22 protein-coding genes are annotated in these 21,194 nt (G+C 41.1%); 19 read left to right on the top strand and 3 right to left on the bottom strand.

Going from position 1 to position 21,194, the window contains the following annotated elements; translation table 11 throughout:
* The first annotated feature begins 136 nt into the window (after positions 1–136).
* The 4 genes from AC5JMF_RS18845 (at position 137) to AC5JMF_RS18830 (ending at position 4,335) form a co-directional block, all read left to right on the top strand.
* Entirely contained in the window at positions 137–841 is a 705-nt protein-coding gene (locus tag AC5JMF_RS18845; RefSeq protein WP_495797254.1) for a class I SAM-dependent methyltransferase, read from the top strand.
* Positions 842–1,275: 434 nt separating this feature from the next.
* Positions 1,276–2,820 carry an NAD(P)/FAD-dependent oxidoreductase gene (locus AC5JMF_RS18840; RefSeq protein ID WP_495797253.1) on the top strand — a complete coding sequence of 515 codons (1,545 nt, stop codon included), beginning with the start codon at positions 1,276–1,278 and terminating at the stop codon, positions 2,818–2,820.
* A 24-nt stretch (positions 2,821–2,844) separates the two neighbouring features.
* The gene (locus AC5JMF_RS18835; RefSeq protein ID WP_495797252.1) at positions 2,845–3,552 is read left to right on the top strand and encodes an actin-binding WH2 domain-containing protein; all 708 of its coding nucleotides are present in this window, start codon (positions 2,845–2,847) and stop codon (positions 3,550–3,552) included.
* A 75-nt stretch (positions 3,553–3,627) separates the two neighbouring features.
* Positions 3,628–4,335 carry an actin-binding WH2 domain-containing protein gene (locus AC5JMF_RS18830; protein WP_495797251.1) on the top strand — a complete coding sequence of 236 codons (708 nt, stop codon included), beginning with the start codon at positions 3,628–3,630 and terminating at the stop codon, positions 4,333–4,335.
* A gap of 115 nt (positions 4,336–4,450) precedes the next feature.
* Here AC5JMF_RS18830 and AC5JMF_RS18825 read toward each other — a convergent pair whose 3' ends face one another.
* Entirely contained in the window at positions 4,451–6,799 is a 2,349-nt protein-coding gene (locus tag AC5JMF_RS18825; protein WP_495797250.1) for a helix-turn-helix domain-containing protein, read from the bottom strand.
* Between the two features lie 324 nt (positions 6,800–7,123).
* Here AC5JMF_RS18825 and AC5JMF_RS18820 point away from each other — a divergent pair, with 324 nt between their 5' ends.
* From AC5JMF_RS18820 to AC5JMF_RS18795, 6 genes are all read left to right on the top strand, one after another.
* Positions 7,124–7,435 (top strand): hypothetical protein, encoded by a 312-nt coding sequence (locus AC5JMF_RS18820; protein WP_495797249.1) that lies wholly within the window; start codon positions 7,124–7,126, stop codon positions 7,433–7,435.
* Positions 7,436–7,487: 52 nt separating this feature from the next.
* Positions 7,488–7,715 (top strand): hypothetical protein, encoded by a 228-nt coding sequence (locus AC5JMF_RS18815; protein WP_495797248.1) that lies wholly within the window; start codon positions 7,488–7,490, stop codon positions 7,713–7,715.
* A gap of 314 nt (positions 7,716–8,029) precedes the next feature.
* Positions 8,030–9,175, top strand: a complete 1,146-nt coding sequence (locus tag AC5JMF_RS18810) for a sulfate ABC transporter substrate-binding protein (protein WP_495797247.1) — start codon at positions 8,030–8,032, stop codon at positions 9,173–9,175.
* Positions 9,176–9,275: 100 nt separating this feature from the next.
* Positions 9,276–10,148 (top strand): sulfate ABC transporter permease subunit CysT, encoded by an 873-nt coding sequence (cysT, locus tag AC5JMF_RS18805; RefSeq protein WP_495797246.1) that lies wholly within the window; start codon positions 9,276–9,278, stop codon positions 10,146–10,148.
* On the top strand, positions 10,135–11,001 hold the full coding sequence (cysW, locus tag AC5JMF_RS18800) for a sulfate ABC transporter permease subunit CysW (protein ID WP_495797245.1): 867 nt from the start codon (positions 10,135–10,137) through the stop codon (positions 10,999–11,001). The genes cysT and cysW overlap by 14 nt, the downstream gene beginning before the upstream one ends.
* Before the next feature lie 409 nt (positions 11,002–11,410).
* Entirely contained in the window at positions 11,411–12,508 is a 1,098-nt protein-coding gene (locus AC5JMF_RS18795) for a metallophosphoesterase family protein (protein WP_495797244.1), read from the top strand.
* A gap of 21 nt (positions 12,509–12,529) precedes the next feature.
* Here AC5JMF_RS18795 and AC5JMF_RS18790 read toward each other — a convergent pair whose 3' ends face one another.
* Together AC5JMF_RS18790 and AC5JMF_RS18785 are read right to left on the bottom strand one after the other, a co-directional pair.
* Positions 12,530–13,162, bottom strand: a complete 633-nt coding sequence (locus AC5JMF_RS18790) for a Uma2 family endonuclease (protein WP_495797243.1) — start codon at positions 13,160–13,162, stop codon at positions 12,530–12,532.
* A gap of 4 nt (positions 13,163–13,166) precedes the next feature.
* Positions 13,167–14,393, bottom strand: coding sequence for an FIST signal transduction protein (locus tag AC5JMF_RS18785; RefSeq protein ID WP_495797242.1), 1,227 nt, complete (start codon positions 14,391–14,393; stop codon positions 13,167–13,169).
* A gap of 373 nt (positions 14,394–14,766) precedes the next feature.
* Between AC5JMF_RS18785 and AC5JMF_RS18780 the strand changes: the two genes are divergently transcribed.
* From AC5JMF_RS18780 to argF, 9 genes are all read left to right on the top strand, one after another.
* Positions 14,767–15,012 carry a Calvin cycle protein CP12 gene (locus tag AC5JMF_RS18780; protein WP_495797241.1) on the top strand — a complete coding sequence of 82 codons (246 nt, stop codon included), beginning with the start codon at positions 14,767–14,769 and terminating at the stop codon, positions 15,010–15,012.
* A gap of 416 nt (positions 15,013–15,428) precedes the next feature.
* Positions 15,429–16,028, top strand: coding sequence for a DUF3177 family protein (locus tag AC5JMF_RS18775; RefSeq protein ID WP_495797240.1), 600 nt, complete (start codon positions 15,429–15,431; stop codon positions 16,026–16,028).
* 37 nt (positions 16,029–16,065) lie between these two features.
* On the top strand, positions 16,066–16,362 hold the full coding sequence (locus AC5JMF_RS18770) for a DUF7734 family protein (RefSeq protein ID WP_495797239.1): 297 nt from the start codon (positions 16,066–16,068) through the stop codon (positions 16,360–16,362).
* A gap of 248 nt (positions 16,363–16,610) precedes the next feature.
* Entirely contained in the window at positions 16,611–17,756 is a 1,146-nt protein-coding gene (gene cbiD, locus AC5JMF_RS18765) for a cobalt-precorrin-5B (C(1))-methyltransferase CbiD (protein ID WP_495797238.1), read from the top strand.
* Between the two features lie 232 nt (positions 17,757–17,988).
* On the top strand, positions 17,989–19,611 hold the full coding sequence (gene guaA, locus AC5JMF_RS18760) for a glutamine-hydrolyzing GMP synthase (RefSeq protein ID WP_495797237.1): 1,623 nt from the start codon (positions 17,989–17,991) through the stop codon (positions 19,609–19,611).
* Positions 19,602–19,790, top strand: coding sequence for a DUF6888 family protein (locus tag AC5JMF_RS18755; protein WP_495797236.1), 189 nt, complete (start codon positions 19,602–19,604; stop codon positions 19,788–19,790). The genes guaA and AC5JMF_RS18755 overlap by 10 nt, the downstream gene beginning before the upstream one ends.
* On the top strand, positions 19,787–19,975 hold the full coding sequence (locus AC5JMF_RS18750; RefSeq protein WP_495797235.1) for a DUF6887 family protein: 189 nt from the start codon (positions 19,787–19,789) through the stop codon (positions 19,973–19,975). Before AC5JMF_RS18755 ends, AC5JMF_RS18750 begins: the two co-directional genes overlap by 4 nt.
* Positions 19,976–20,007: 32 nt before the next feature.
* Complete coding sequence (locus AC5JMF_RS18745) at positions 20,008–20,121, top strand: AraC family transcriptional regulator N-terminal domain-containing protein (protein WP_495797234.1); 114 nt, start codon at positions 20,008–20,010, stop codon at positions 20,119–20,121.
* Positions 20,122–20,219: 98 nt separating this feature from the next.
* Complete coding sequence (gene argF, locus AC5JMF_RS18740; RefSeq protein ID WP_495797233.1) at positions 20,220–21,140, top strand: ornithine carbamoyltransferase; 921 nt, start codon at positions 20,220–20,222, stop codon at positions 21,138–21,140.
* The last annotated feature ends 54 nt before the right edge of the window (positions 21,141–21,194 follow it).

Genomic DNA, 21,194 nt, shown 5'->3' with positions numbered 1-21,194 from the left:
TTCCCCTTAGACTTAGCTTCTGTTGATGCTGCGCCTGTGGCAATCGCTGCTCCTGTTATCAACGGTTAATTCTCAACTTGAACTCAATAAACAGCGCCTCCCACGAATGGGGGGCGCTTTTTAGCTCAAAACAAGTATGTCCCAAAAAACCATCGATTTCGACATCAATCCGTCTATTACAGCAGATGAATATGAGCAAACAGCTCGTCTGGCACTACCAGGTTATGAATTGATGCACACTTTCGTATTGGCTTGTTTACGTTCCTGTTTACCAGAAACAGCAAATTTATTAGTTGTTGGTGCAGGTGGAGGGATGGAATTAGTCCATCTGGGACAAAGCAATCACCAATGGCAGTTTTTAGGCATTGATCCTTCCAAAAAAATGCTAGCGATCGCACAAAAAAAAATAGCTCAGCATCAACTTTCTCAACGTATTCAACTTGTTCAAGGATATATTCAAGACTTACAAAATGATGCTATTTATGATGCTGCAACTAGTATTTTAGTGATGCATTTTATCTCTAATGAAGATGATAAGCTTGCTTTCTTACAAGAAATTGCTCGACGTTTAAAAACATCAGCACCTTTAATTTTAGTTGATGTCTTTGGTATTAAAGGAAGTGCAGAATTAGAGAAAATTATGGCTATACTGCACACTTATTGGCAAGAAACTGGACTTCCTGTGGATAAGCAAAAACAACTCTTAGAAAACTTCAAAAATGCTGTCTATCCACTTTCAGAAACGAAACTTTTAGCATTGCTTCAGCAGGCTGGGTTTAGTAGTGTAACTCGCTTTTATACCGGGCTGTGGGTAGGTGGTTGGATGGCATTCAAAGCATGAAAGGGAACAGTAATGTAAAGATGAACTACCAGCCCTTACTTCGCCCGTGGGCTGGTTTCTACATCCAGCCCAGTAAGAGTAGATTTCTGACGCTTCTTCGCCCCTAGTTGCCGCATACTTCCCGCTTTTTTACGAGTGTTTACGGTAGAGCTTGATGACTGGACGTCTACGAGGCTTGTTCCAAACCCCGGTAGAGTTCCTTTAGCCCAGTAAAGCATGACTTCGGCAGCAGCAATATCTCTGTCCTGAACTCTGTCAAACCGTAGGTTTGATTTGATTGAGGATGCCTTCCAGGGCGGCCGCTATCCTTACCTATCATTAGAGTACGTTGAAGGTGGGGACTGCCGCGTTTTGTTCAAATTTGTTCTGCAAAATCCCGAACGAAATCAGCAAAGATACGATCAAGATGAGTGACTTTGCAGGAGTTCGTGAGTATGTTGCTGACTGATGAGATTCTCTCAAAATTACCTGGTGATGTTTTAGGAAAATTACGTCAAGCAGATAGCATTCTGACATCAATCAAAAACAACACTATACCACTACCAACAGTAGTCAAGGAAAGTCAACAACTTCTAGTTACTGTGGAATGGGATGTGATTATTTGCGGTGGCACATTAGGCATTTTAATTGGTTGTGCTTTAGCGGTTAAGGGACTGCGCGTGGTGGTGATGGAACGGGGTATTCTGCGTGGTAGAGAACAGGAGTGGAATATCTCTCGTCAAGAGTTGGAAGTATTTGTGGAATTGAACTTGCTAACAGCGGCAGAATTAGAGCAAGCGATCGCCACCGAGTATAATCCAGCGCGAGTCAGCTTTCAAGGGGGAACAGAAGTTTGGGTGAAGGATGTTCTTAATATTGGTGTAGATCCTGTTTATCTACTAGCTACGTTAAAAACTCGATTTTTGGCGGCTGGTGGAAAATTGTTAGAAAATACACCCTTTATTGAAGCGGTGGTTCATCCAAATGGTGTAATCGTTAACACCGAATTTCAAGCCAAGTTGTTACTAGATGCGATGGGGCATCTTTCTCCCATCACGCAACAAGCGCGTCAAGGGCGAAAACCTGATGCTTTGTGCTTAGTTGTAGGAAGTTGTGCCCAGGGTTTTCCGGAAAATAACTCAGGTGACTTGTTATTATCTTTAACATCCTTGCAGAATCAATGCCAGTACTTCTGGGAAGCTTTTCCAGCTAAGGACGGTAGAACTACTTACTTATTTACCTACATGGATGCACATGCACAACGCTTGGGCTTAGAAGCACTGTTTGAAGAATATCTGCGCCTTCTGCCGAAATATCAAGGTGTAGAGTTGAGTCAACTGAAATTTCAACGGGCGCTGTTTGGCTTCTTTCCTACCTATCGTCAAAGTCCGCTAAAAACCTCCTGGAGTCGCATTCTGCCAGTGGGAGATAGCAGTGGAAGTCAATCTCCTTTGAGTTTTGGTGGTTTTGGTGCGATGGTACGTCATCTAAAACGTTTAACATTTGGCGTTGAGGAAGCACTAGAAACAGAACAATTATCAGCAAAAGCGCTAGCACTTTTGCAACCATATCAACCAAGTCTCAGTGTTACTTGGTTGTTTCAAAGGGCAATGAGTGTGAGTGTAAACCAAAAAATTGACCCAGAACAAATTAATCAACTGCTGTCTGCGGTATTTCAAGAAATGCAACAGTTGGGTACACCAGTACTCAAGCCATTTTTGCAAGACATTGTAAAGTTTTGGGCACTGACGCAGACATTATTAAAAACTGGTTTGTCTCATCCAGGATTAGTTGCAAAAATCATTCCGCAAGTAGGTTTGAATAGTTTGTTAGATTGGATAGTGCATTACGGAAATTTAGGTGTTTATACTGCCTTATATTGGCTAAGTCCAATGTTAGAAACATGGATCAAGAATCAATCAAGAGAACAACAATATTATTGGCATCGCTTGATTGATGCTTTTAAATATGGTTCTGGTAGTGATTATGCAGATGATTAAATTGATAAAAGTGTGAGGATTCATATGATTGAACGGCAATCTTCAAGTGTAAAATACTTTGCAGTTTTAATTGGCTTACTGCGCGATCGCCAAGTATTTTTAGAAGAAATTCGTCAAGGTACACGATTGCCTAGAAAGATAATTTCTCTGCTGGTTTGCAGTTCATTATTTCTGGCTGTGTATGGTGGAATTATTGGTGCGTACCATAGCTGGATGCAAGCTTTATCTTCTGCTGTGAAATTGCCAGCTATTTATTTAATTACATTACTAATTTGTCTGCCAACATTGTATTTTTCTAATATTATTTTTGGTTCCAAGCGAACTTTTGCTCAGCATTTTGCTTTGGTATTGACTGCGATATCAATCACCAGTGTATTACTGTTTAGCTTTGCACCAATTACACTATTTTTCTTGATTACTACTAGTAATTACCAGTTTTTAATTTTATTAAACGTATTTATCTTTTCCCTAACTGGATTTATCGGTATTTCTTCTTTATATCAGGCTACGAGATCAGTTTTAGAACAGGAGAACGAAGGCAGTCAAACCCGTCAGAAAATTTTACAATTTTGGTTATTTCTTTATGCTTTTGTTGGTAGTCAGTTAGGATGGACTCTCAGACCTTTTTTTGGTACACCTGATTCTGCATTTCAATTATTTCGTGAAAGAGAGGGTAACTTTTATTTGAGCGTAATTCAAGCTATTGGTTATCTATTTGGTTTTCGCTCGTAAATTATTGATCATCAGTTTTGAAATAAACGGTCAGTAATCGATGAATAATGACAAAATTTAAACTCTAAAATTAGTATGTTGGAAAAGCAATCTTACAAGGTTAAACAATTTGGTGTCCTGATTAGTTTACTACGCGATCGCCAAAGTTTTTTAGAAGAAATCCGCCAGGGAGCGCGATTACAGAGTAAAATGAGTTCTCTGTTCGTTTCTAGTTCTATTTTCTTTGCTATTTATGGTGCAATTATCGGTGCATCTCATAGCTGGGCACAAGCATTATCTGGTGCTATCAAACTTCCAGCTTTTTACTTGTTAACACTCATTATTTGTTTTCCAACTCTATTCTTTTTTAATGTGCTGTTTGGTTCTAAGAGTAGTATTCAGCAGCATTTTGTTGTTTTACTCACATCTGTTTCAGTGATTAGCGTGCTTTTATTTAGCTTGGCACCAGTTACACTATTTTTTCTAATTACTACCCCTGATTCTTACCAATTTTTTAAACTGTTAAATGTACTAATTTTTGGCATCACAGGTATCTTTGGTGTCAAATTCTTGTATGAAGGAATGCAATTGCTTTCTCAACAAGATGAAGTAGGTAAGGCAACCCGTACAACTATTTTAAGATCATGGTTGTTGCTTTACGCCTTTGTAGGAATGCAATTAGGATGGTTTCTTAGACCATTTTTTGGTGCCCCTGACTCTAAATTTGAATTATTTCGGACAGTAGGAGGTAATTTTTATCTTGATATAATCACAGCAATTCATGAAATTTTAGGCTTCCGCTAGCCACAAGCAACAAATAGAAGAAATACCTCTTGTTCTATCTCCTGTTCCCTTTAATAGAAATGATATCAAGCTAAGAATTCATCAATTGCCACATTAAAACCTTTATTATTACTGATTATTTATCGAAAGCTTTCATTGCTATTTTGACTTTCTCGATTTGCTTAGGTGCTTGCATTGTTTCAAAGAAAGCGATCGCTTGCATTAATTTTTCTCTACTCTGGTTAATATCACCCATTCTTTGGTAAGTTAACCCCAATTGATAGTAAGCCTCAGCCAAATCTGATTTAGCACCTATTTTATCAAGTATGTCTATAGCTTCTGCATGGTGAAAAAGCGCTTTGGCAAATTCTTCTTGTTCTCGATATAACTCCGCCAAGCAACTTATAGCTTTAGCTTTTAATTGAGTAAAATTATTTTCTTCTGAATAAAATATTGCTCTTTGACACAAATCACAAGATTTTTTGAGATTACCTAAATTTTTATAGGTTAAACAAAGAGTAATCAAGCTATGTCCTATGCCCCATAAAGTGACTCTATTTGATAAAGATATTGTTGAAAATGCAGCTTCAGCAATACAAAAACTAGCTTCTGTACGATTAGAACACGATTTAATCAGAGCCAAACAGCATTGAGCATATGCCATATAATCATCAAAATTACTATTTTTCTCAGCTAGGTTGCAAACAGCATTAAAACAATCTTCAGCCGCTTCCATCTCCCATAATTCAAGTTTGCACAGTCCTGTGTTGAATAGAATAGAAATTTTGCTAGTTTTGACATCTAATTTATCTAATATTTCTTCTGACTTCTCATAACAATGTATAGCTTCCCTGATTCCACCAATAATCCGATATGTATAACCTAGAATATTGTAGAGTTTAATTAATCTCTCTGGTGATTTTATATCGTCAATTATCCGTTTGATTACCGAGAAGTTTTTCTGAAGTAGTCCCAACTGATAAAACGAACAACCTAGAGGTAATCCTGTATTCCACTGTTGACCTCTTCCTTGTAAAATCACATCACCAGCTTGTTCAAAATCACCAATTTCTACATAGTGATAATAAGCTTCTAAAGCTATCAATGCATCTTTGATATTTTTGATTACTTCAACTCTTTGCGTCCAAAAATCTGCGGCTTTTCTGTTTACTATTTCCCATTCTTTATTTAATAGTCTTAACCTGCTAATTGCCTCATCACGAATCACGGGATGTAACCAATACTGTCCTTTTTTAGTTTCTATCAAAGACAAGTCTTGCAAAGCTTTAATCACACGCCTCCGCTGTTGTTCTGGAACATCCCAAAGTAAACATAAAAGTCCCTCTATTGGTACTGAAAGGATATCTTGATAGCGATAGCATCCTAAACGACACAGAAGACGGTAAGCTTCTAAATCAATTTGTTGGAGACGAGCAAATTGACTAGCAACTAAGTCTTTTAATTCTCTTTCTATTAATAAATCTGTAGAGTTTTCTTGCCAGTACGCATCTATATCGCCATAAAAATCTGTCAATATTGCGCCTCGAAGAATTTGCATCGCTTTGGCGTTTCCTCCATAAGCTCTGCACATATCACTGAGAATGGTAGAATTACAGTTGATTTGGTGACGGCTGAAAAATTGCCGCCATGCTTCATCATTCAATCCTTTTAGTGAGTAAAGATTAATCTCTACACTAAACTCGCGTAAACGCTCACGACTCGTGACCAAAGTCACTGAATGTAAATCTGGATCAGCCAATACTCTTAATAGTTCAACATAAGGGCGACGATATTCCAAAAACTTCCCATCTTTGTCTAGGGCTGTTTCTAAGTTGTCGATAAATACTCCAATTTTGGGGCTTTGTTCTCGTAACTTCCGCCGCAGTCGCTTTAAATTGATTCCAAAATCGCGTCCTGGTTCTTCGTTAAAGTCTCGCCGCAGCCATTCCTCAACCACACTCTCTACAGGTGTGATATTTTGAATTTCGGTGGCCATCCATAGCTCTAGAACGAAATCGAACTTTTGGGTTTTAAAATACTTACGAGCTAAGGTTGTCTTACCAACTCCACCTTCACCTTGGATAAGAATAACTTTTGCTCCCTGACTGACAAAGTTGTTTAAATCGGCTATTTCGCGATCGCGCCCCACAAAGCTAGAATCTAAATCTTGGGGTTTTACGCCATTTGTTGGTGATTCTATAATCTCAAAGACTTGTTGAGTCTTCCAAAACCCTTGAACTACTGCTGAAAAGGTTGATTTCGAGACTTTCTCTCCGAGTACTTTTGATAGCAGTTGCCAAAGTTCTGCACCAACCGCTTTTAGATGCGCTTCTGTGTAACCACGACTGTTGGCGATATCCTGGTAAGTGCGCTTTTCATCCTCCCACAAATGACGCAAGATTATCCTTTGAGTTTTATCTAGGTGTTCTCCCGTCTTGAGAAAAACCAAATTATCTACAAACTCTAAGGCTTCTTCCTCACCCATCGTTTAGCTTGATGTATCTTTTTTACTCTATTATAAACAGGTTTTTACGAAGTTCTTGCCGCCCATCATACTACAAACTACTTTTTCCTACTCAGTAGGAAACCTACTTTATCCAACTGTCAAGTATTTTTGGCTGTATTATCCTTGTAATTAATACAGGCAAAGTTAAGTTAAGCGTTAAGCAAATATGGTTGAGGAGAGATTTTACCAGCGCTGCTACTGCCAATTTAGTCACTTACTCAAGACTAATTGACACTTGTATGATGATGAAAGTAGTGTCTACTAAACAGGCAGTGGATGTTAACTAACTAGATTCTGTAGAGCGTGTTCACAGCTAATGATGTCAGCATTCACCCTACAGGAGGTTCAATGATGTTGGACAAAGATTGTCATCATGATTGTAATCCCAGTTATTGTCCCTTTGCCCAAGACACACATAATCCCAACAGATATGTCTGTCTCAAATGTGGTGTTGAGCGAGAGATAAATAAATATCCTTCAGGTATTGGCTCGTTCTTGTTGCTGCTATTGAGCTTATTGGTCATATTTCAACTATTAGTTGATTTCGACAAGCAAAACAAGCCAAAAAATCAGCAGGAGTCTATTTACTATTCACCTAATAAGGTGAATGGCTAACAACCAAAGGATATTCATTGCTCAAAAGTCAACCACTTTCGTGAGTAAAATTATGACCACAAATCAAGATACACTTTTATTTCGCTTAGCTGCTAAGTGCCTTAAATACTTCTTATTGGTGCTATTTGGCATAGCGATCGCCTACGTTTTATCAATCGGTTTAGGAATTTTACATTTTATTCCCGTACTGATGTACATGTTACAACAGTTGTTGCTGCCAGTGGGAGTTATACTGTTGTGTTTAATTACAGTCACAGTAATTTTTGAATCATTACGTTAGGAATAGGGAATGGGGAACTCGGGGCCCCCACGTTAGCGAAGCCCAGTGGGGATTAGGGGCATGGGGAATTATCTTTGTCCCCTGCTCACGCCAGTTGCTACAACGGAGGGAATCTCCGCAACGCACTGGCTCTCCCTGCTTCCTCTGCCCCTCATCCTATTACCAAGCAAACTGGTACAATCTCCATATTCTTTATCGAGAAGACGAAGTTATTTACTTGCATTTTTGACCACATACCTGCAATTATTTAATACCATAAGCAGTATATAACTGTATTCCCATCAATTAACTGTATATTAAGAGGAGGATGTGGGATGAGTTTGTGGCAGCGCCCCCTGAAACGATTACAAAGGATCACTGAGCAGAAGATTAATCGGTTCAGGCTGAATTCGCTCAAAGGCTTTATATCGCTCTTTTTGGCAGGGACAGTCTTGAGTGTGGCGCTTGCCGCCTGCTCTGGTGGAGATGTGAGTAATAATTCTGCCACAACCCCTGCTGCTAGCCCTGTTGCCGCCAATAAAGGTAATGTCGAAATTACTTTAGTTTCTTTTGCTGTCACTAAAGCAGCTCACGAAGCTATTATTCCTAAATTTGTGGACAAGTGGAAGCAAGAACACAACCAAACAGTCACATTTAAGCAAAGCTATGGGGGATCTGGCTCTCAAACTCGTGCTGTCATCGATGGTTTAGAAGCAGATGTTGTCCACCTGGCACTAGCATTAGACACCCAAAAGATTGAGAAACAGGGATTAATTGAGCCAGGATGGGAAAAGGAAGTACCCAACAATGGTATAGTTTCCAAATCGGTTGCAGCACTGATTACACGCCCAGGCAACCCCAAAGGAATCAAAACCTGGTCAGATTTAGAGCAAGACGGGATAAAACTAATTACTGCTGATCCCAAAACATCTGGTATTGCTCGGTGGAATTTCTTAGCATTGTGGAACTCTGCAATTAAAACTGGTGGAGGCGAAGAAAAAGCTACCGAATTTGTGACCAAAGTTTACAACAATGTGCCAATCCTAACTAAAGATGCGCGGGAAGCTACTGATGCATTTACCAAGCAAGGTCAAGGAGATGCGTTAATTAACTACGAAAACGAAGTGATCTTAGCGCAACAAAAAGGTGAGAAAGTAGATTATGTCATTCCCGATGTGAACATATCCATCGACAATCCGATCGCAGTCGTAGATAAGAACGTCGATAAGCATGGGACTCGCGAAGTAGCAGAAGGTTTTGTTAAATATCTATACACTTCAGAAGCACAAGAAGAGTTTGCCAAGCTAGGATTCCGCCCGGTAGATGAGAAGGTAGCCCAAACAAAAGAAAATGCAGATAAATTCCCTAAAGTAAAAACTCTGGGCACAGTTCAAGATTACGGTGGATGGGAAGCCATTGACAAGAAGTTCTTCGCTGATGGCGGTGTGTTTGACAAAATTCAAGCCCAAAAGAAACGGTAATTAGTCATTTGTTATTGGTAATTAGTCATTTGTCATTTGTTCAGAGAAAAACAAACAATTGACAACTGACAAATTCTAGTTTTGAATTTTGAATTTTTTTATGGCTGTATCTTCTCCTCCACAAATTGTTCGTCAAGAAGTTCCAGTTTGGAAGCGGTTTTTCAATCAACTAATCAAGCTTCCTTGGACTTGGCGAATTACCTTGGCATACTTAACTGTGATGTTATTTGTCCCCATTGCTGCTATGTTCCTGAAAGCAAGTACGGAACCCCCAGCAAGATTTTGGGAAATTGCTACTAGTGAAATTGCACTAGCGACATACAACGTCACTTTTGTGACTTCAATTCTAGCAGCCTTGCTTAACGGGGTTTTTGGAACTCTGATTGCTTGGGTTTTGGTTCGTTACGACTTTCCTCTAAAACGGATAGTCGATGCCACAGTGGATTTACCTTTTGCTCTACCAACCTCAGTGGCAGGGCTGACACTGGCAACAGTTTACAGCGATAATGGCTGGATCGGTTCGCTGTTATCTCCATTAGGCATTAAAGTATCATTCACTCGTTTAGGGGTTGGGGTAGCAATGATCTTTATCTCGCTACCTTTTGTGGTGAGAACAGTACAACCTGTGCTTCAGGAAATGGAACACGAGATTGAAGAGGCAGCTTGGTGTTTGGGTGCTTCTCAATGGCAAACCTTTTGGAAAGTAATTTTACCGCCACTATTTCCCACGATTTTGACTGGTATTGCCTTGGGTTTTTCCCGTGCAGTTGGGGAATATGGTTCGACAGTAATTATTTCCTCTAATACTCCCTTCCAGGATTTAATCGCACCTGTACTGATTTTCCAACGACTAGAACAGTATGACTATTCTGGTGCAACTGTCATTGGTGTAGTTTTACTGGCGATTTCCTTAGTGCTGCTGCTAGCAATTAATTTCTTACAAGCATGGGCAAGACGATATGACAGTCAATGAACCAAGTTTTCACTCATCCACTAAGTCTAAGCCAAAACAGCAGCAAAGTTGGGTTCCAACAATTTTAATTGGGATTGCGATCGCCTATTTAGCTCTAGTACAATACATCCCTGCTCTCAACGTTTTTGTGCAAGCTTTTGCCAAAGGCGTTGGGCCATTTTTCGCTAACCTCAGCAGGCCTGCCTTTCTCCATGCAGCTTGGTTAACGTTAATATTGTCCCTAATCGCTGTACCTTTAAATACAGTGTTTGGTTTGTGTGCTGCTTGGGCGATCGCTCGTCATAAATTCCCTGGTCGCGCTATAGTTCTGAGTATTATTGACCTACCCTTTTCCATCTCCCCTGTAGTCGCCGGATTGATGATTGTCTTACTCTACGGACGACAAGGATGGTTTGGCCCTTGGCTGGCGGCACATGATATCAAGATTATCTTTGCTTTTCCAGGTATGGTATTGGCGACAGCGTTTGTGAGTATGCCCTTTGTGGCTAGGGAAGTGATACCCGTTCTAGAGGAGTTTGGCAAAGATCAAGAAGAAGCTGCTAGAACTTTAGGTGCAAACGACTGGCAGACATTTTGGCGCGTTACCTTGCCTAGCATCCGCTGGGGTTTACTCTACGGCTTAATTTTAACCAATGCCAGAGCAATGGGTGAATTCGGCGCGGTTTCAGTCGTATCTGGTAACATTGCTGGCCTAACTCAGAGCTTACCCTTATTCGTAGAGGATGCTTACAAGCAGTATGAAACCGAAGCCGCCTTTTCTGCTGCTGTATTGTTAGCACTATTAGCGGTTGTCACCTTGGTGCTAAAGGAGATTTTAGAACGAAAAACCCGTATTAAGGATGTTGGGGAGTAGGGAGTAGGGAATGGGGATTGGGGGAGAATTTTCTTCATCCCAATACCCAATCCCAAAAAACTGATTTGGCATTGCTATGAATGATAGAGAATGCATCCAATTTGCACTATTCAGATATTTTGGCAACGCTACTACTTTATGTTGAAAAACAATATCTAATACTAATTCGTAATTCGTAATTAAGAAACTCTTATTTCGATTGTATATAAATGTGAAGTAATATCATGTCCGGCTAATCACTTATCATAAAAATTTCTCCCTTCCGCGTCTCCCTATCTTCGCGTCAGCCAAATCATAAGTCTTTAAACGGACATGATATAAAACCTCTCCTCAACGGCAAGACAAAGCAAAGGTTATACTTGTTGGAAAAGAGTTGTTTTAACCTCTGTTTTAAAATTTTATTAAATCAATGGCTTGCAATTTTCGTTTTGCGGTGGTTAGCGACTTGCACCTCGCGCTACCCCATACAATCTGGGATCATCCTAGCCGTTTTCATCTTGTAGAAGTAAGTATTCCAGCATTTGAAAGTGTATTAGAGCATTTAATACAACTCGATTTAGATTTCCTTTTGCTGCCAGGAGATTTAACCCAGCATGGTGAATCAGCAAACCATAACTGGTTACAGCAACGGTTATCCCAGTTGCCTTTTCCTACCTATGTTGTTCCTGGTAATCATGATGTTCCAGTACTGATGGCAGATCAGCAATCAATTGCTTTTGCTGATTTTCCCTATTATTACTCTAAGTTTGGTTACGATAATCCCCAGCAAATTTACTATACTCAGCAGTTGCTGCCTGGTGTCAGGCTGATTGGTTTAAATTCTAACTCCTTTAATGACCAAGGCGAACAGATCGGGCGTTTAGATAGCAAACAGCTAGAGTGGTTAGACGAAGTACTAGCAGCAACTGGTGATGAATTAATCTTGGTGATGGTGCATCATAATGTGCTGGAACACTTGCCTAATCAATCACGCCATCCTCTGGGCAATCGTTATATGCTGGAAAATGCACCAGAACTGTTGCAAGTGCTACGGCGTTATGATGTCAAGCTAGTGTTGACTGGGCATTTACACGTCCAAGATGTTGCTTACTCAAAGGGTGTATACGATATTACTACTGGTTCCTTAGTGAGTTACCCTCATCCATATAGAGTGCTAGAGTTTCATCAGGATAATCACGGAAGAGAATGGTTGCAAATTTTATCTTATAGAGTAGATTCAGTCCCTGATTTTCCAGATTTGCAACAATTATCACGCAAGTGGATGGGCGATCGCTCTTTTCCCTTCTTAGTCAAGCTGCTAACTCATCCTCCACTAAATTTACCATTATCCCAAGCCAAAGAACTAGCGCCTGGGATGCGCGATTTTTGGGCCACGATTGCCGATGGTGATGCTGTACTAGACTACCCTCAGTTTCCCTTGGAAGTGCGTCGCTACATTCAAACCTATGCCGCCGCTACTCGTGGCAAAGCTACTTTGATTGATAACAACAGCACAATCCTGCTTTAACAGCTATCAGATTTATGAGATTTATGAATAACTGATTACAGCTGCTTGAAAGATTTGTTCAGCGGTCAAATTCAACTCTGGAAAAGTTGGCGATTTGATCCGGTCAATACCTCTAAACTTGCTAAGTTGATATTCACCTTCGTCCAAAGAACAAATTAAGATGGTTGGTTGTTTTGGTTTCCCAATAAATTCTCTACCACCTAAAGCAGTATAATCAACAATCCAGTACTCAGGAATTCCCATTTCTTCATAGTCGGCGTATTTTTTGTGATCATCATCACGCCAGTTGGTACTAACAACCTCAACCACTAGAGGAATTGATGCTGCTTGAGTGATAATTGATTCTTTTTTCCAAAGTGGTTCATTCGTCAGATTAGCTTGATTTAATATCAACACATCTGGTGAGTAACCTGATTCGTATTCCAGTGGCTTGATTAAAGCTGTTTTTGGAATCAGGTAGGGAAGATTCAAGCGGTCTAATTCAACACTCAATTTTCTTACCAAAAATCCTGTCACCTCTTCATGTTCGCCAGTTGGTAATGGCATTTCAATAATGACTCCATCATGCAGTTCATATCGTCGTTGGGCGTTTTCTGGATACCAAGTAACGAATTCATCAAATGAAACTAGTTTGCGTGAGGCTGCTTGAATCATGATTTCATCCTGAAGGCAAGTTTCCTATTCCCCGACAAATCCCAAACACTGAAGTGTAACCATGTAAAAAAGTTCTGCCACTAACGGGGCCAATTTCACCGCCGCAGAAAAAGCCCCCAACAGGTATATCGTTGAGGTAGCGCTTGAATAGCTCTGAATCAAAATTGGGTTTGTTGTAGAGTCCTTCGCCACGCCCTAAACAAGTAAACATTAAAGCAGCAGCAGCAGAAGGTTGAGAGTACCGCTGATCTTGATAGCTTTGTAAGAGTAGTTCTAGGTCTTCGGCAGAGGCTTGAGCATCACGTAGGTGGAATTGCAAGCGTTGACCAGGACGGACACGATCGCCAATTGCGATCGCTCCTGCTGTAGGATCTACACCCAGGATGCCACGAATCAAAAAATCTCCCTGCTGTAAAGTCTGCTTGAATTCATTCATTGCCACACCAATAAACAGAGAATGCTGTGCTAGCATTCGCTCTTTTTCGCTGAGGGTGGAAATCAAATCTCGCAATACTATTAAGGGTACTTGCTCGTCTAATTCTAGGATGATGTTGCGATCGGCTTTGGTGACTTGCAATGGTTCGCCAATTGGTCGGCATCCTTGAGCAACAATAGTTTCTAAAACAATATTGCCACTCAATGCTATACCAACTGTACCTTCACGATATAGGCGATCGTTACAAAATAAAGCTATACGACCACCCATAGCCCCACCACTAGCCTGTCCCCCTAAAATTACTGAACCAGGATAAGCAAAATCTAACCCTTGTAATAAATCGTTGATTCCAGAAGAAAAAGAACTAGATAGCAAAATAAACTGGGGTGTTGGTGATTGAGGTACACCAATCAAATCCAGCCAAGCATCTGGCGAACTATCTAAATCAGGTAATTCCTCCGCAACAACATGAAATACCTGAATATCTACTTCTGGAAGGTGCGCTAAGGTCAGGCTGATAGCTGGTTCTGCTTCCAACTCTTGAGTTTGCCCGTCAATCGTCGTACCAATCACACCAACACCGCTACAACCAATTAGTATTGGTACTGAAAGTTGTTCCGCCAACAAAGGTAAGAGTCGAGAATACTCACTCGTAAAAGCAGACGAAATAAACACCAGTCCTAGATTTGCGGGTGCTGTTAACGATGAGACAGCTCGTTGTACCACATCTGCAACAGCTGCTTCTAAAGAATGACGGGTTGACAGGGCATTTGCCCATTGCATTTGGTCTGCCATGAGTTTTCGGCTTCTCTGTGTTTTGGGGCTAGTAGTTTTTGAGTGTTATTTTTGGGAATAATTGCATCCAACAAAAGTTAACGCCAGCGTTGTATTTCCTCCATTTTATAAAGGTGGGGGTGTTATTCCCTAATACATGCATCTAAATATATTGTATAATCTTCTGTTTATAGTACTGATTCCACAAAATCTTAAAAGATAAAGGTGTATGCAGTGTAGATGTAGTGATTTACTGTATTAGTTATGAAGCATCATTACAAGACACCAACTTCGTTCTTGGCGAGGTGTTAAGTATGATGGTCATAAAGCCAAAAATTGCCATTTTTGAAGTTTTTCTATACTAGAAGTAACCACAAACAACGAGACCTAAGCAATGACCAACATCCAAGAAAAAGCAAACAACGATATCCAAGAAAAAATCCAAGAGGAAGTAGAACAGGCTCGCGCTGTCTGTGATATTTCTGGTAGCAACTCTGCTGAGTGTGCTGCTGCTTGGGATGCAGTAGAAGAATTGCAAGCTGAAGCTTCCCATCAGCGCCAAAGTAAGCCAAAAAACTCTCTAGAGAAATACTGTGATGACAATCCAGAGGCAGTTGAGTGTCGAGTTTACGATGAATAAAAATTGATTGAGCATCTTTTGTGTTCATTGATAGGCAAGCAACCAAGATCGATTCACAGATATCTTGCACCTTCCTCGTGCATCAAATCTCACTGAAGCAGTGCTGAGTAAAAAAATCAAGATTTGTCAGAATGCAGAGCAAATAGCAGATGGGACAAGTTAAAAAATCCTCTGACCTACTATTGGATTGGTGCAAAATCTCAGTTGAAGATCTTGGAGTTGCTTGTTTTTTGCCCAATAAATGAGATGTATCAACCTGATAAAAATTATTACTAGTATTAAATTTGGCTCTAATATTGAGACTAACCCTGATGTTGTTATTCTCAGTAGGGCTGTATAAACAAGCATTAGATATTAGCTAGCTGATAGCTGATGTGTATTTTTACCTATAGTTGCTTGCTCGTCTCAAAAAAAATATGAACAATGATGTTTGGTTTCGTCAGTTTATCTGGACTGACTACTGGTTAGCAATACTATTTGCGGTGATTATTCCCTTAATTCTATTGATTTGGGCTTTTGTCCAAAAAGCAGAAGCCATACAACGCCTGTTAATCATTTATTGGCGAGTATCTAGCTTGTTAGCAATCACTATTTACCTAATGATTGCTCAAAATCCAATTAGCTTTCTCTCCGGCTTGATGGCTCAAATCTTAATTCCGATTTCGCTGTGGTTTTGGGTGGATCTCAACGATGAAATTGAGTATCAGCCAAGTGGGGCTTTGAAATTAGTTTTCACCTCTTGGCGTTGGGCTGTAACTATTTACTCTATCTTAGGTACACTAGCTTTTATTCCTTTTTTAGGTTGTGCTTTTTCCAAAAATGTCTCCCAAATTCCCTATTGTCGCGTTTGGTTTGAAGCACCACTACTATACAAACAGTGGGTTCATTCTCCCAGTACCAAGCATGGGTTTTTAGGTATTTTGGGCTTTATGGCTCTAGTGGTTTATGTGCTTTACTTAATCTATTTTGTGTTTGTCAAGCTGAGCAAGCAGGGACGTTCAGCCACACAACAGTGATTGTAGCTAGACTCTGATTCAAATTCAAAATTCCACAATGAATTCTATTGGTAAGCGACTGGAACAATACACGATCAAGCGTCCTCAAGAAGTATTACTTGTAACGGTGGCAATTGCTGATGAGCAAGACAAAATTGCTGTTTTTAAGGGATTTTCTAGTTCTTTGATGCGTTCAACACCATTTGATGCAGATGTGCCAGCCCTACCAGATGAAGCCAACATTCTCAGCATTGACCGGATTGCCAGTCCTTACAACCCCGAATCACCCCGCTACATTCAACAGGGAATCTCTTGGGAAGCCATGCAGACTTTATTATCTGAAGTGGGATTATAGTTGACCAAGAAGACGCGGAGACGGGGGGAAGGGGAGACGCGGAGCGCGACCCTTCTTAAGATCGAAGCACTGGTCACACAAAAAATCGATTCCTTACTTGAATCCCCTGGCTTTAGCTATGGGGTCTCCCCGCGTCTTTGCGTCAGAACGTCTCCGTGTCTTCTTCAATAAACTCAGCTTCACTCTCCATCTCAGCCTTAGTCTGAATATCTGAAAGTTAATGTAATTACGAATTACGAATTAGTATAATGTCTCGTTCTGGATACACTCTTGCTGTCTTTGCCTGTGCTTCTGCTATTGCTGCTCTTGATTGGTTACACAAGCGTCAAGCTGTAAAAGTAGTGTCAGTAGATTTAATTGAACCAAACCAAGTAGTAGAAATACCAGTTGAACAGGTAGCAGGACTATCCCAGAGTATGGCTTTGGCAATTACCCGTAGTGATCCCGGTGATAATCTTGACTTAACTAAGGATACGCCGGTGTGGGCATTGGTGGAGTGGAGAGGGGAAGAGGACGCGGGGAAGGATTTGTTTGTGTCTTTGAATGAGGGGACAATAATTATTCAGGGGGGTGAGGGGATCGGTAGACAGATGAATGCAGGAGATGCGCCTGCTATTTATGGGTATGCTCAACGGTTGCTGTGCGAGAACTTGCGCCGGATGTTGAAATCAAAAGAAAAAATCACGGTGACGATTATTCTACCAGAGGGGCGATCGCTCGCTGTTCGTACCTCGAATGCTGCCTTTGGTGTGGTTGAAGGTCTTTCTTTGTTGGGAACAACGGGCATTTCACAACCGCTGAGTACTCCCGATCAACTTGCCAGTTTTCGTGCCCAATTACAAGAAAAAGCAAGCCGTTTTGAGCGTTTGGTGTTCTGTATCGGCGAGAATGGTTTAGATTTGGCGCGTCAACTCGGTATTAATCCTGACCAATTGGTCAAAACTGCTAACTGGCTAGGCCCAATGTTAGTAGAAGCCGATATTCTGGATGTTAAAGAAATCTTATTGTTTGGCTATCACGGTAAATTGATGAAACTGGCAGGGGGGATTTTTCACACTCATCACCACCTTGCTGATGCACGTCGGGAGATTTTGACGGCTCACTGTGCTATGCTGGACTTAAAGTCACCAGATATACAAGCAGTATTTAATAGCGCTACTGCGGAAGCAGCACTGATGTATTTAAGAGCGCTAGATGCTGCAAGTGGTAGTGATTGGGTAAATCAAGTTTACAGCACGATCGCAGAAACTATCGATGTCCGCTCCCAAGAATATATCCAAAGCCATAGTGACAAAGGCGTGACAGCGAGTTGTGGATCTATCCTCTTTGACCGCGATCGCAAAATTATTGTAAAGAGCAAAACTGCTTGTTTGTTAATGGAAAAATTATGTTAATTTATTATAAATAATCTTAAAGAATCACAATAAATAAGTTTGCAGTTGCCACTCTAAGGTAAGCTTTCCGTTTTAATACATCTATGCTATGCCAAATTTCATGACTCGTACAGATGCGCGAAACTGCACGTCTGTAAAGGTCTATTATACCATTATCTGCTCAAGCAGCAAAATGGTATAACTCTAAAACCACAGGGCGACGATTTATCCATACAGACACATTCCCCCCGTTATGAATACAGCGGTGACTCTACCAACACAACAGGTGCCTCAGACATTTGAACACTTGGGGCAACTTAATCGCCAATTAATAGTAATTTTGGATTTCGGATCTCAATATTCTGAGTTGATTGCCCGTCGCATCCGCGAGACTCAAGTCTACTCAGAAGTCCTGTCCTATCGTACTACATCTGCCCATTTGCGCCAACTCAATCCCAAAGGAATTATCCTTTCCGGTGGCCCAAGTTCAGTTTATGGTAATAGCTCTCCCCATTGTGACCCAGAAATCTGGCATTTGGGAATACCCATATTGGGTGTGTGCTACGGTATGCAACTGATGGTAAGCCAATTAGGTGGGGAAGTAGCAAAAGCAGACCGGGGTGAGTACGGCAAAGCATCATTATATATAGATGATCCCACAGATTTACTCACAAATGTCGAAGATGGCACTACCATGTGGATGAGTCATGGCGACTCAGTGACGCAAATGCCACCAGGGTTTGAATTACTTGCCCATACAGATAATACTCCCTGTGCGGCGATCGCTGATCACCAAAAGAAGCTTTACGGAGTCCAGTTCCATCCAGAGGTGGTACATTCCCTTGGCGGTTTGGCACTAATTCGGAATTTTGTTTACCACATCTGCGATTGTGAACCCACTTGGACAACAGCGGCTTTTGTCGAAGAGGCAATTCGGGAAATTCGCGCTAGAGTTGGCGAAAAACGGGTGCTTTTAGCGCTGTCTGGGGGAGTAGATTCTTCTACTTTAGCCTTCTTACTGCATAAAGCGATCGGCGACAACTTAACTTGTGTATTTATCGATCAAGGGTTTATGCGAAAGTATGAGCCAGAGAGGTTACTCAAGTTGTTTCAAGAACAGTTCCATATTCCTGTAGAGTATGTTAATGCGCGCGATCGCTTCTTGACGATGATTGCTGGGATTACAGATCCCGAAGAAAAACGCCGCAACATCGGACACGAATTTATCCGTGTATTTGAAGAAACATCAAAACGCCTCGGTCACTTTGACTATTTAGCTCAAGGTACTCTATATCCAGATGTGATCGAATCCGCTGATACCAATGTTGATCCCCAAACTGGTGAACGGGTAGCAGTGAAAATCAAAAGTCATCATAATGTTGGCGGCTTACCAAAAGACTTGCGATTTAAACTAGTAGAACCACTGCGGAAACTATTTAAAGATGAAGTCCGCAAAGTGGGACGTTCTATTGGTTTACCAGAAGAAATTGTCCAAAGGCAACCCTTCCCAGGCCCTGGTTTGGCAATTCGGATTTTAGGCGAAGTCACCGCCGAACGTTTAAATATCTTGCGTGACGCCGATTTGATTGTGCGGCAAGAAATTAACCAACGCGGTATGTACCATGATGTTTGGCAAGCCTTTGCTGTATTGCTACCCATTCGTAGCGTCGGCGTCATGGGAGATCAACGCACTTACGCTTACCCAATTGTCTTACGAATCGTCACCAGTGAAGATGGCATGACTGCTGATTGGGCGCGTGTACCTTACGATGTGTTGGAAGTGATTTCTAATCGCATTGTCAATGAGGTAAAAGGCGTTAATCGTGTAGTTTATGATATTACCTCCAAACCGCCTGGAACTATCGAGTGGGAATAAGTGAAGCTCCTACACGGGAACAAATGAGAGAATCTTACAGGGTATGCAGCGAGTTAACTAAAATGTTTCTCTCAGTGCATTTAGTGCGATTGGATAAAAGAACGGCAGAGGTTTACATTTTGGCTGGCGATGGGCTACAAGTTCTAATACGCCCAAATGGCAAAGTGAGGTATCCATGAATAAGCCGAACTTTTCAACAATGACGCTGCAAGAACTGCAACAGTACATCCTATTACATCGAAATGATGATGATGCAGTACATGAGGCAGTGCTACGCATTCAACAAAACGGGACAACGGTAAGCTCTGAGGAATTTATCGAAATTGTCAGACGACGAACTGGCAACCCGCCACAACCACAGTAAGTAACCAATTAAAAAGTGTTAGGCGCTTTTGTTTGTGCAAGAGCGCTCTTTCATTGCTTTTAGATACACCACAGGACATCCCGTTCCTTGCACCGATGATCGTTCGCGAAATCTATTACCGTCTGCTCACAGATAAACTCTTTTAAACTGGCTAACCCTCTCAAGAGGGTAGTCTTACTTGCACTCACCAAATGTCAAAATAAGGAACAGAATTATATAATTATTATTTACAGATTCACAAAGCATGGCAGCGTTGAACGGACGAGATTTATTAGGTTTGGCGGATCTTAATCCCACAGAACTTCATGAACTCCTGCAATTGGCAACTCAGCTCAAATCACAGCAGCTAAAGTTGCGTTGCAATAAAGTTTTGGGTTTGTTGTTTTCCAAAGCTTCAACTCGCACACGAGTCAGTTTCACAGTGGCTATGTATCAATTGGGTGGACAGGTAATTGATCTAAATCCTAATGTCACTCAAGTTAGCCGTGGAGAACCAATACAAGATACAGCGCGAGTATTAGATAGATATTTAGATATTTTGGCAATTCGCACTTTTGCACAGCAGGAGTTAGAAACTTTTGCTCGTTATGCCAAGATTCCCGTAATTAACGCCCTAACTGATGCAGAACATCCTTGTCAGGTATTAGCTGATTTATTAACAATTCAAGAATGTTTTGGTAGTTTTACTGGGTTAACTTTGACTTACGTAGGTGATGGCAATAATGTCGCTAATTCTCTGATGTTGGGCTGTGCTTTGGCGGGAATGAACGTGAGAATCGCTACGCCACAGGGATATGAACCAGATGCGGAGATTGTTAAACAAGCAAGAGCGATCGCCAATCATCAAACTGAAGTACTATTAACTCATGACCCAGAATTAGCAGCAAAAGGAGCAAGTGTACTTTATACTGATGTTTGGGCAAGTATGGGTCAAGAATCTCAAGCAGGCGATCGCTTACCAATTTTTCAACCTTACCAAATTTCTGCACAATTGTTGAGTCTTGCTGACCCAAAAGCAATTGTTTTACACTGCTTACCAGCCCATCGCGGCGAAGAAATTACTGAGGCAGTTATTGAAGGATCTCAATCACGAGTTTGGGAACAAGCAGAAAATCGGATGCACGCTCAAAAAGCTTTACTTGTGAGTATTTTAGGTGCAGAATGAAAGGGACTGGGGACTGGGGACTGGGGACTGGGGACTGGGGACTGGGGACTGGGG

This window comes from Desmonostoc vinosum, from assembly GCF_059505385.1.
The sequence above is the reverse complement of the archived record's forward strand: the minus strand, read 5'-3'. Positions and strand labels throughout refer to the sequence as shown.

What these genes read in the sequence shown, in the direction of transcription:
- AC5JMF_RS18845 (WP_495797254.1), top strand. Translation starts at nt 137, where the DNA reads ATGTCCCAAAAAACCATCGATTTCGACATCAATCCGTCTATTACAGCA.
- AC5JMF_RS18840 (WP_495797253.1), top strand. Translation starts at nt 1,276, where the DNA reads ATGTTGCTGACTGATGAGATTCTCTCAAAATTACCTGGTGATGTTTTA.
- AC5JMF_RS18835 (WP_495797252.1), top strand. Translation starts at nt 2,845, where the DNA reads ATGATTGAACGGCAATCTTCAAGTGTAAAATACTTTGCAGTTTTAATT.
- AC5JMF_RS18830 (WP_495797251.1), top strand. Translation starts at nt 3,628, where the DNA reads ATGTTGGAAAAGCAATCTTACAAGGTTAAACAATTTGGTGTCCTGATT.
- AC5JMF_RS18825 (WP_495797250.1), bottom strand. Translation starts at nt 6,799, where the DNA reads ATGGGTGAGGAAGAAGCCTTAGAGTTTGTAGATAATTTGGTTTTTCTC.
- AC5JMF_RS18815 (WP_495797248.1), top strand. Translation starts at nt 7,488, where the DNA reads ATGACCACAAATCAAGATACACTTTTATTTCGCTTAGCTGCTAAGTGC.
- AC5JMF_RS18810 (WP_495797247.1), top strand. Translation starts at nt 8,030, where the DNA reads ATGAGTTTGTGGCAGCGCCCCCTGAAACGATTACAAAGGATCACTGAG.
- cysT (WP_495797246.1), top strand. Translation starts at nt 9,276, where the DNA reads ATGGCTGTATCTTCTCCTCCACAAATTGTTCGTCAAGAAGTTCCAGTT.
- cysW (WP_495797245.1), top strand. Translation starts at nt 10,135, where the DNA reads ATGACAGTCAATGAACCAAGTTTTCACTCATCCACTAAGTCTAAGCCA.
- AC5JMF_RS18795 (WP_495797244.1), top strand. Translation starts at nt 11,411, where the DNA reads ATGGCTTGCAATTTTCGTTTTGCGGTGGTTAGCGACTTGCACCTCGCG.
- AC5JMF_RS18790 (WP_495797243.1), bottom strand. Translation starts at nt 13,162, where the DNA reads ATGATTCAAGCAGCCTCACGCAAACTAGTTTCATTTGATGAATTCGTT.
- AC5JMF_RS18785 (WP_495797242.1), bottom strand. Translation starts at nt 14,393, where the DNA reads ATGGCAGACCAAATGCAATGGGCAAATGCCCTGTCAACCCGTCATTCT.
- AC5JMF_RS18780 (WP_495797241.1), top strand. Translation starts at nt 14,767, where the DNA reads ATGACCAACATCCAAGAAAAAGCAAACAACGATATCCAAGAAAAAATC.
- AC5JMF_RS18775 (WP_495797240.1), top strand. Translation starts at nt 15,429, where the DNA reads ATGAACAATGATGTTTGGTTTCGTCAGTTTATCTGGACTGACTACTGG.
- AC5JMF_RS18770 (WP_495797239.1), top strand. Translation starts at nt 16,066, where the DNA reads ATGAATTCTATTGGTAAGCGACTGGAACAATACACGATCAAGCGTCCT.
- cbiD (WP_495797238.1), top strand. Translation starts at nt 16,611, where the DNA reads ATGTCTCGTTCTGGATACACTCTTGCTGTCTTTGCCTGTGCTTCTGCT.
- guaA (WP_495797237.1), top strand. Translation starts at nt 17,989, where the DNA reads ATGAATACAGCGGTGACTCTACCAACACAACAGGTGCCTCAGACATTT.
- AC5JMF_RS18750 (WP_495797235.1), top strand. Translation starts at nt 19,787, where the DNA reads ATGAATAAGCCGAACTTTTCAACAATGACGCTGCAAGAACTGCAACAG.
- argF (WP_495797233.1), top strand. Translation starts at nt 20,220, where the DNA reads ATGGCAGCGTTGAACGGACGAGATTTATTAGGTTTGGCGGATCTTAAT.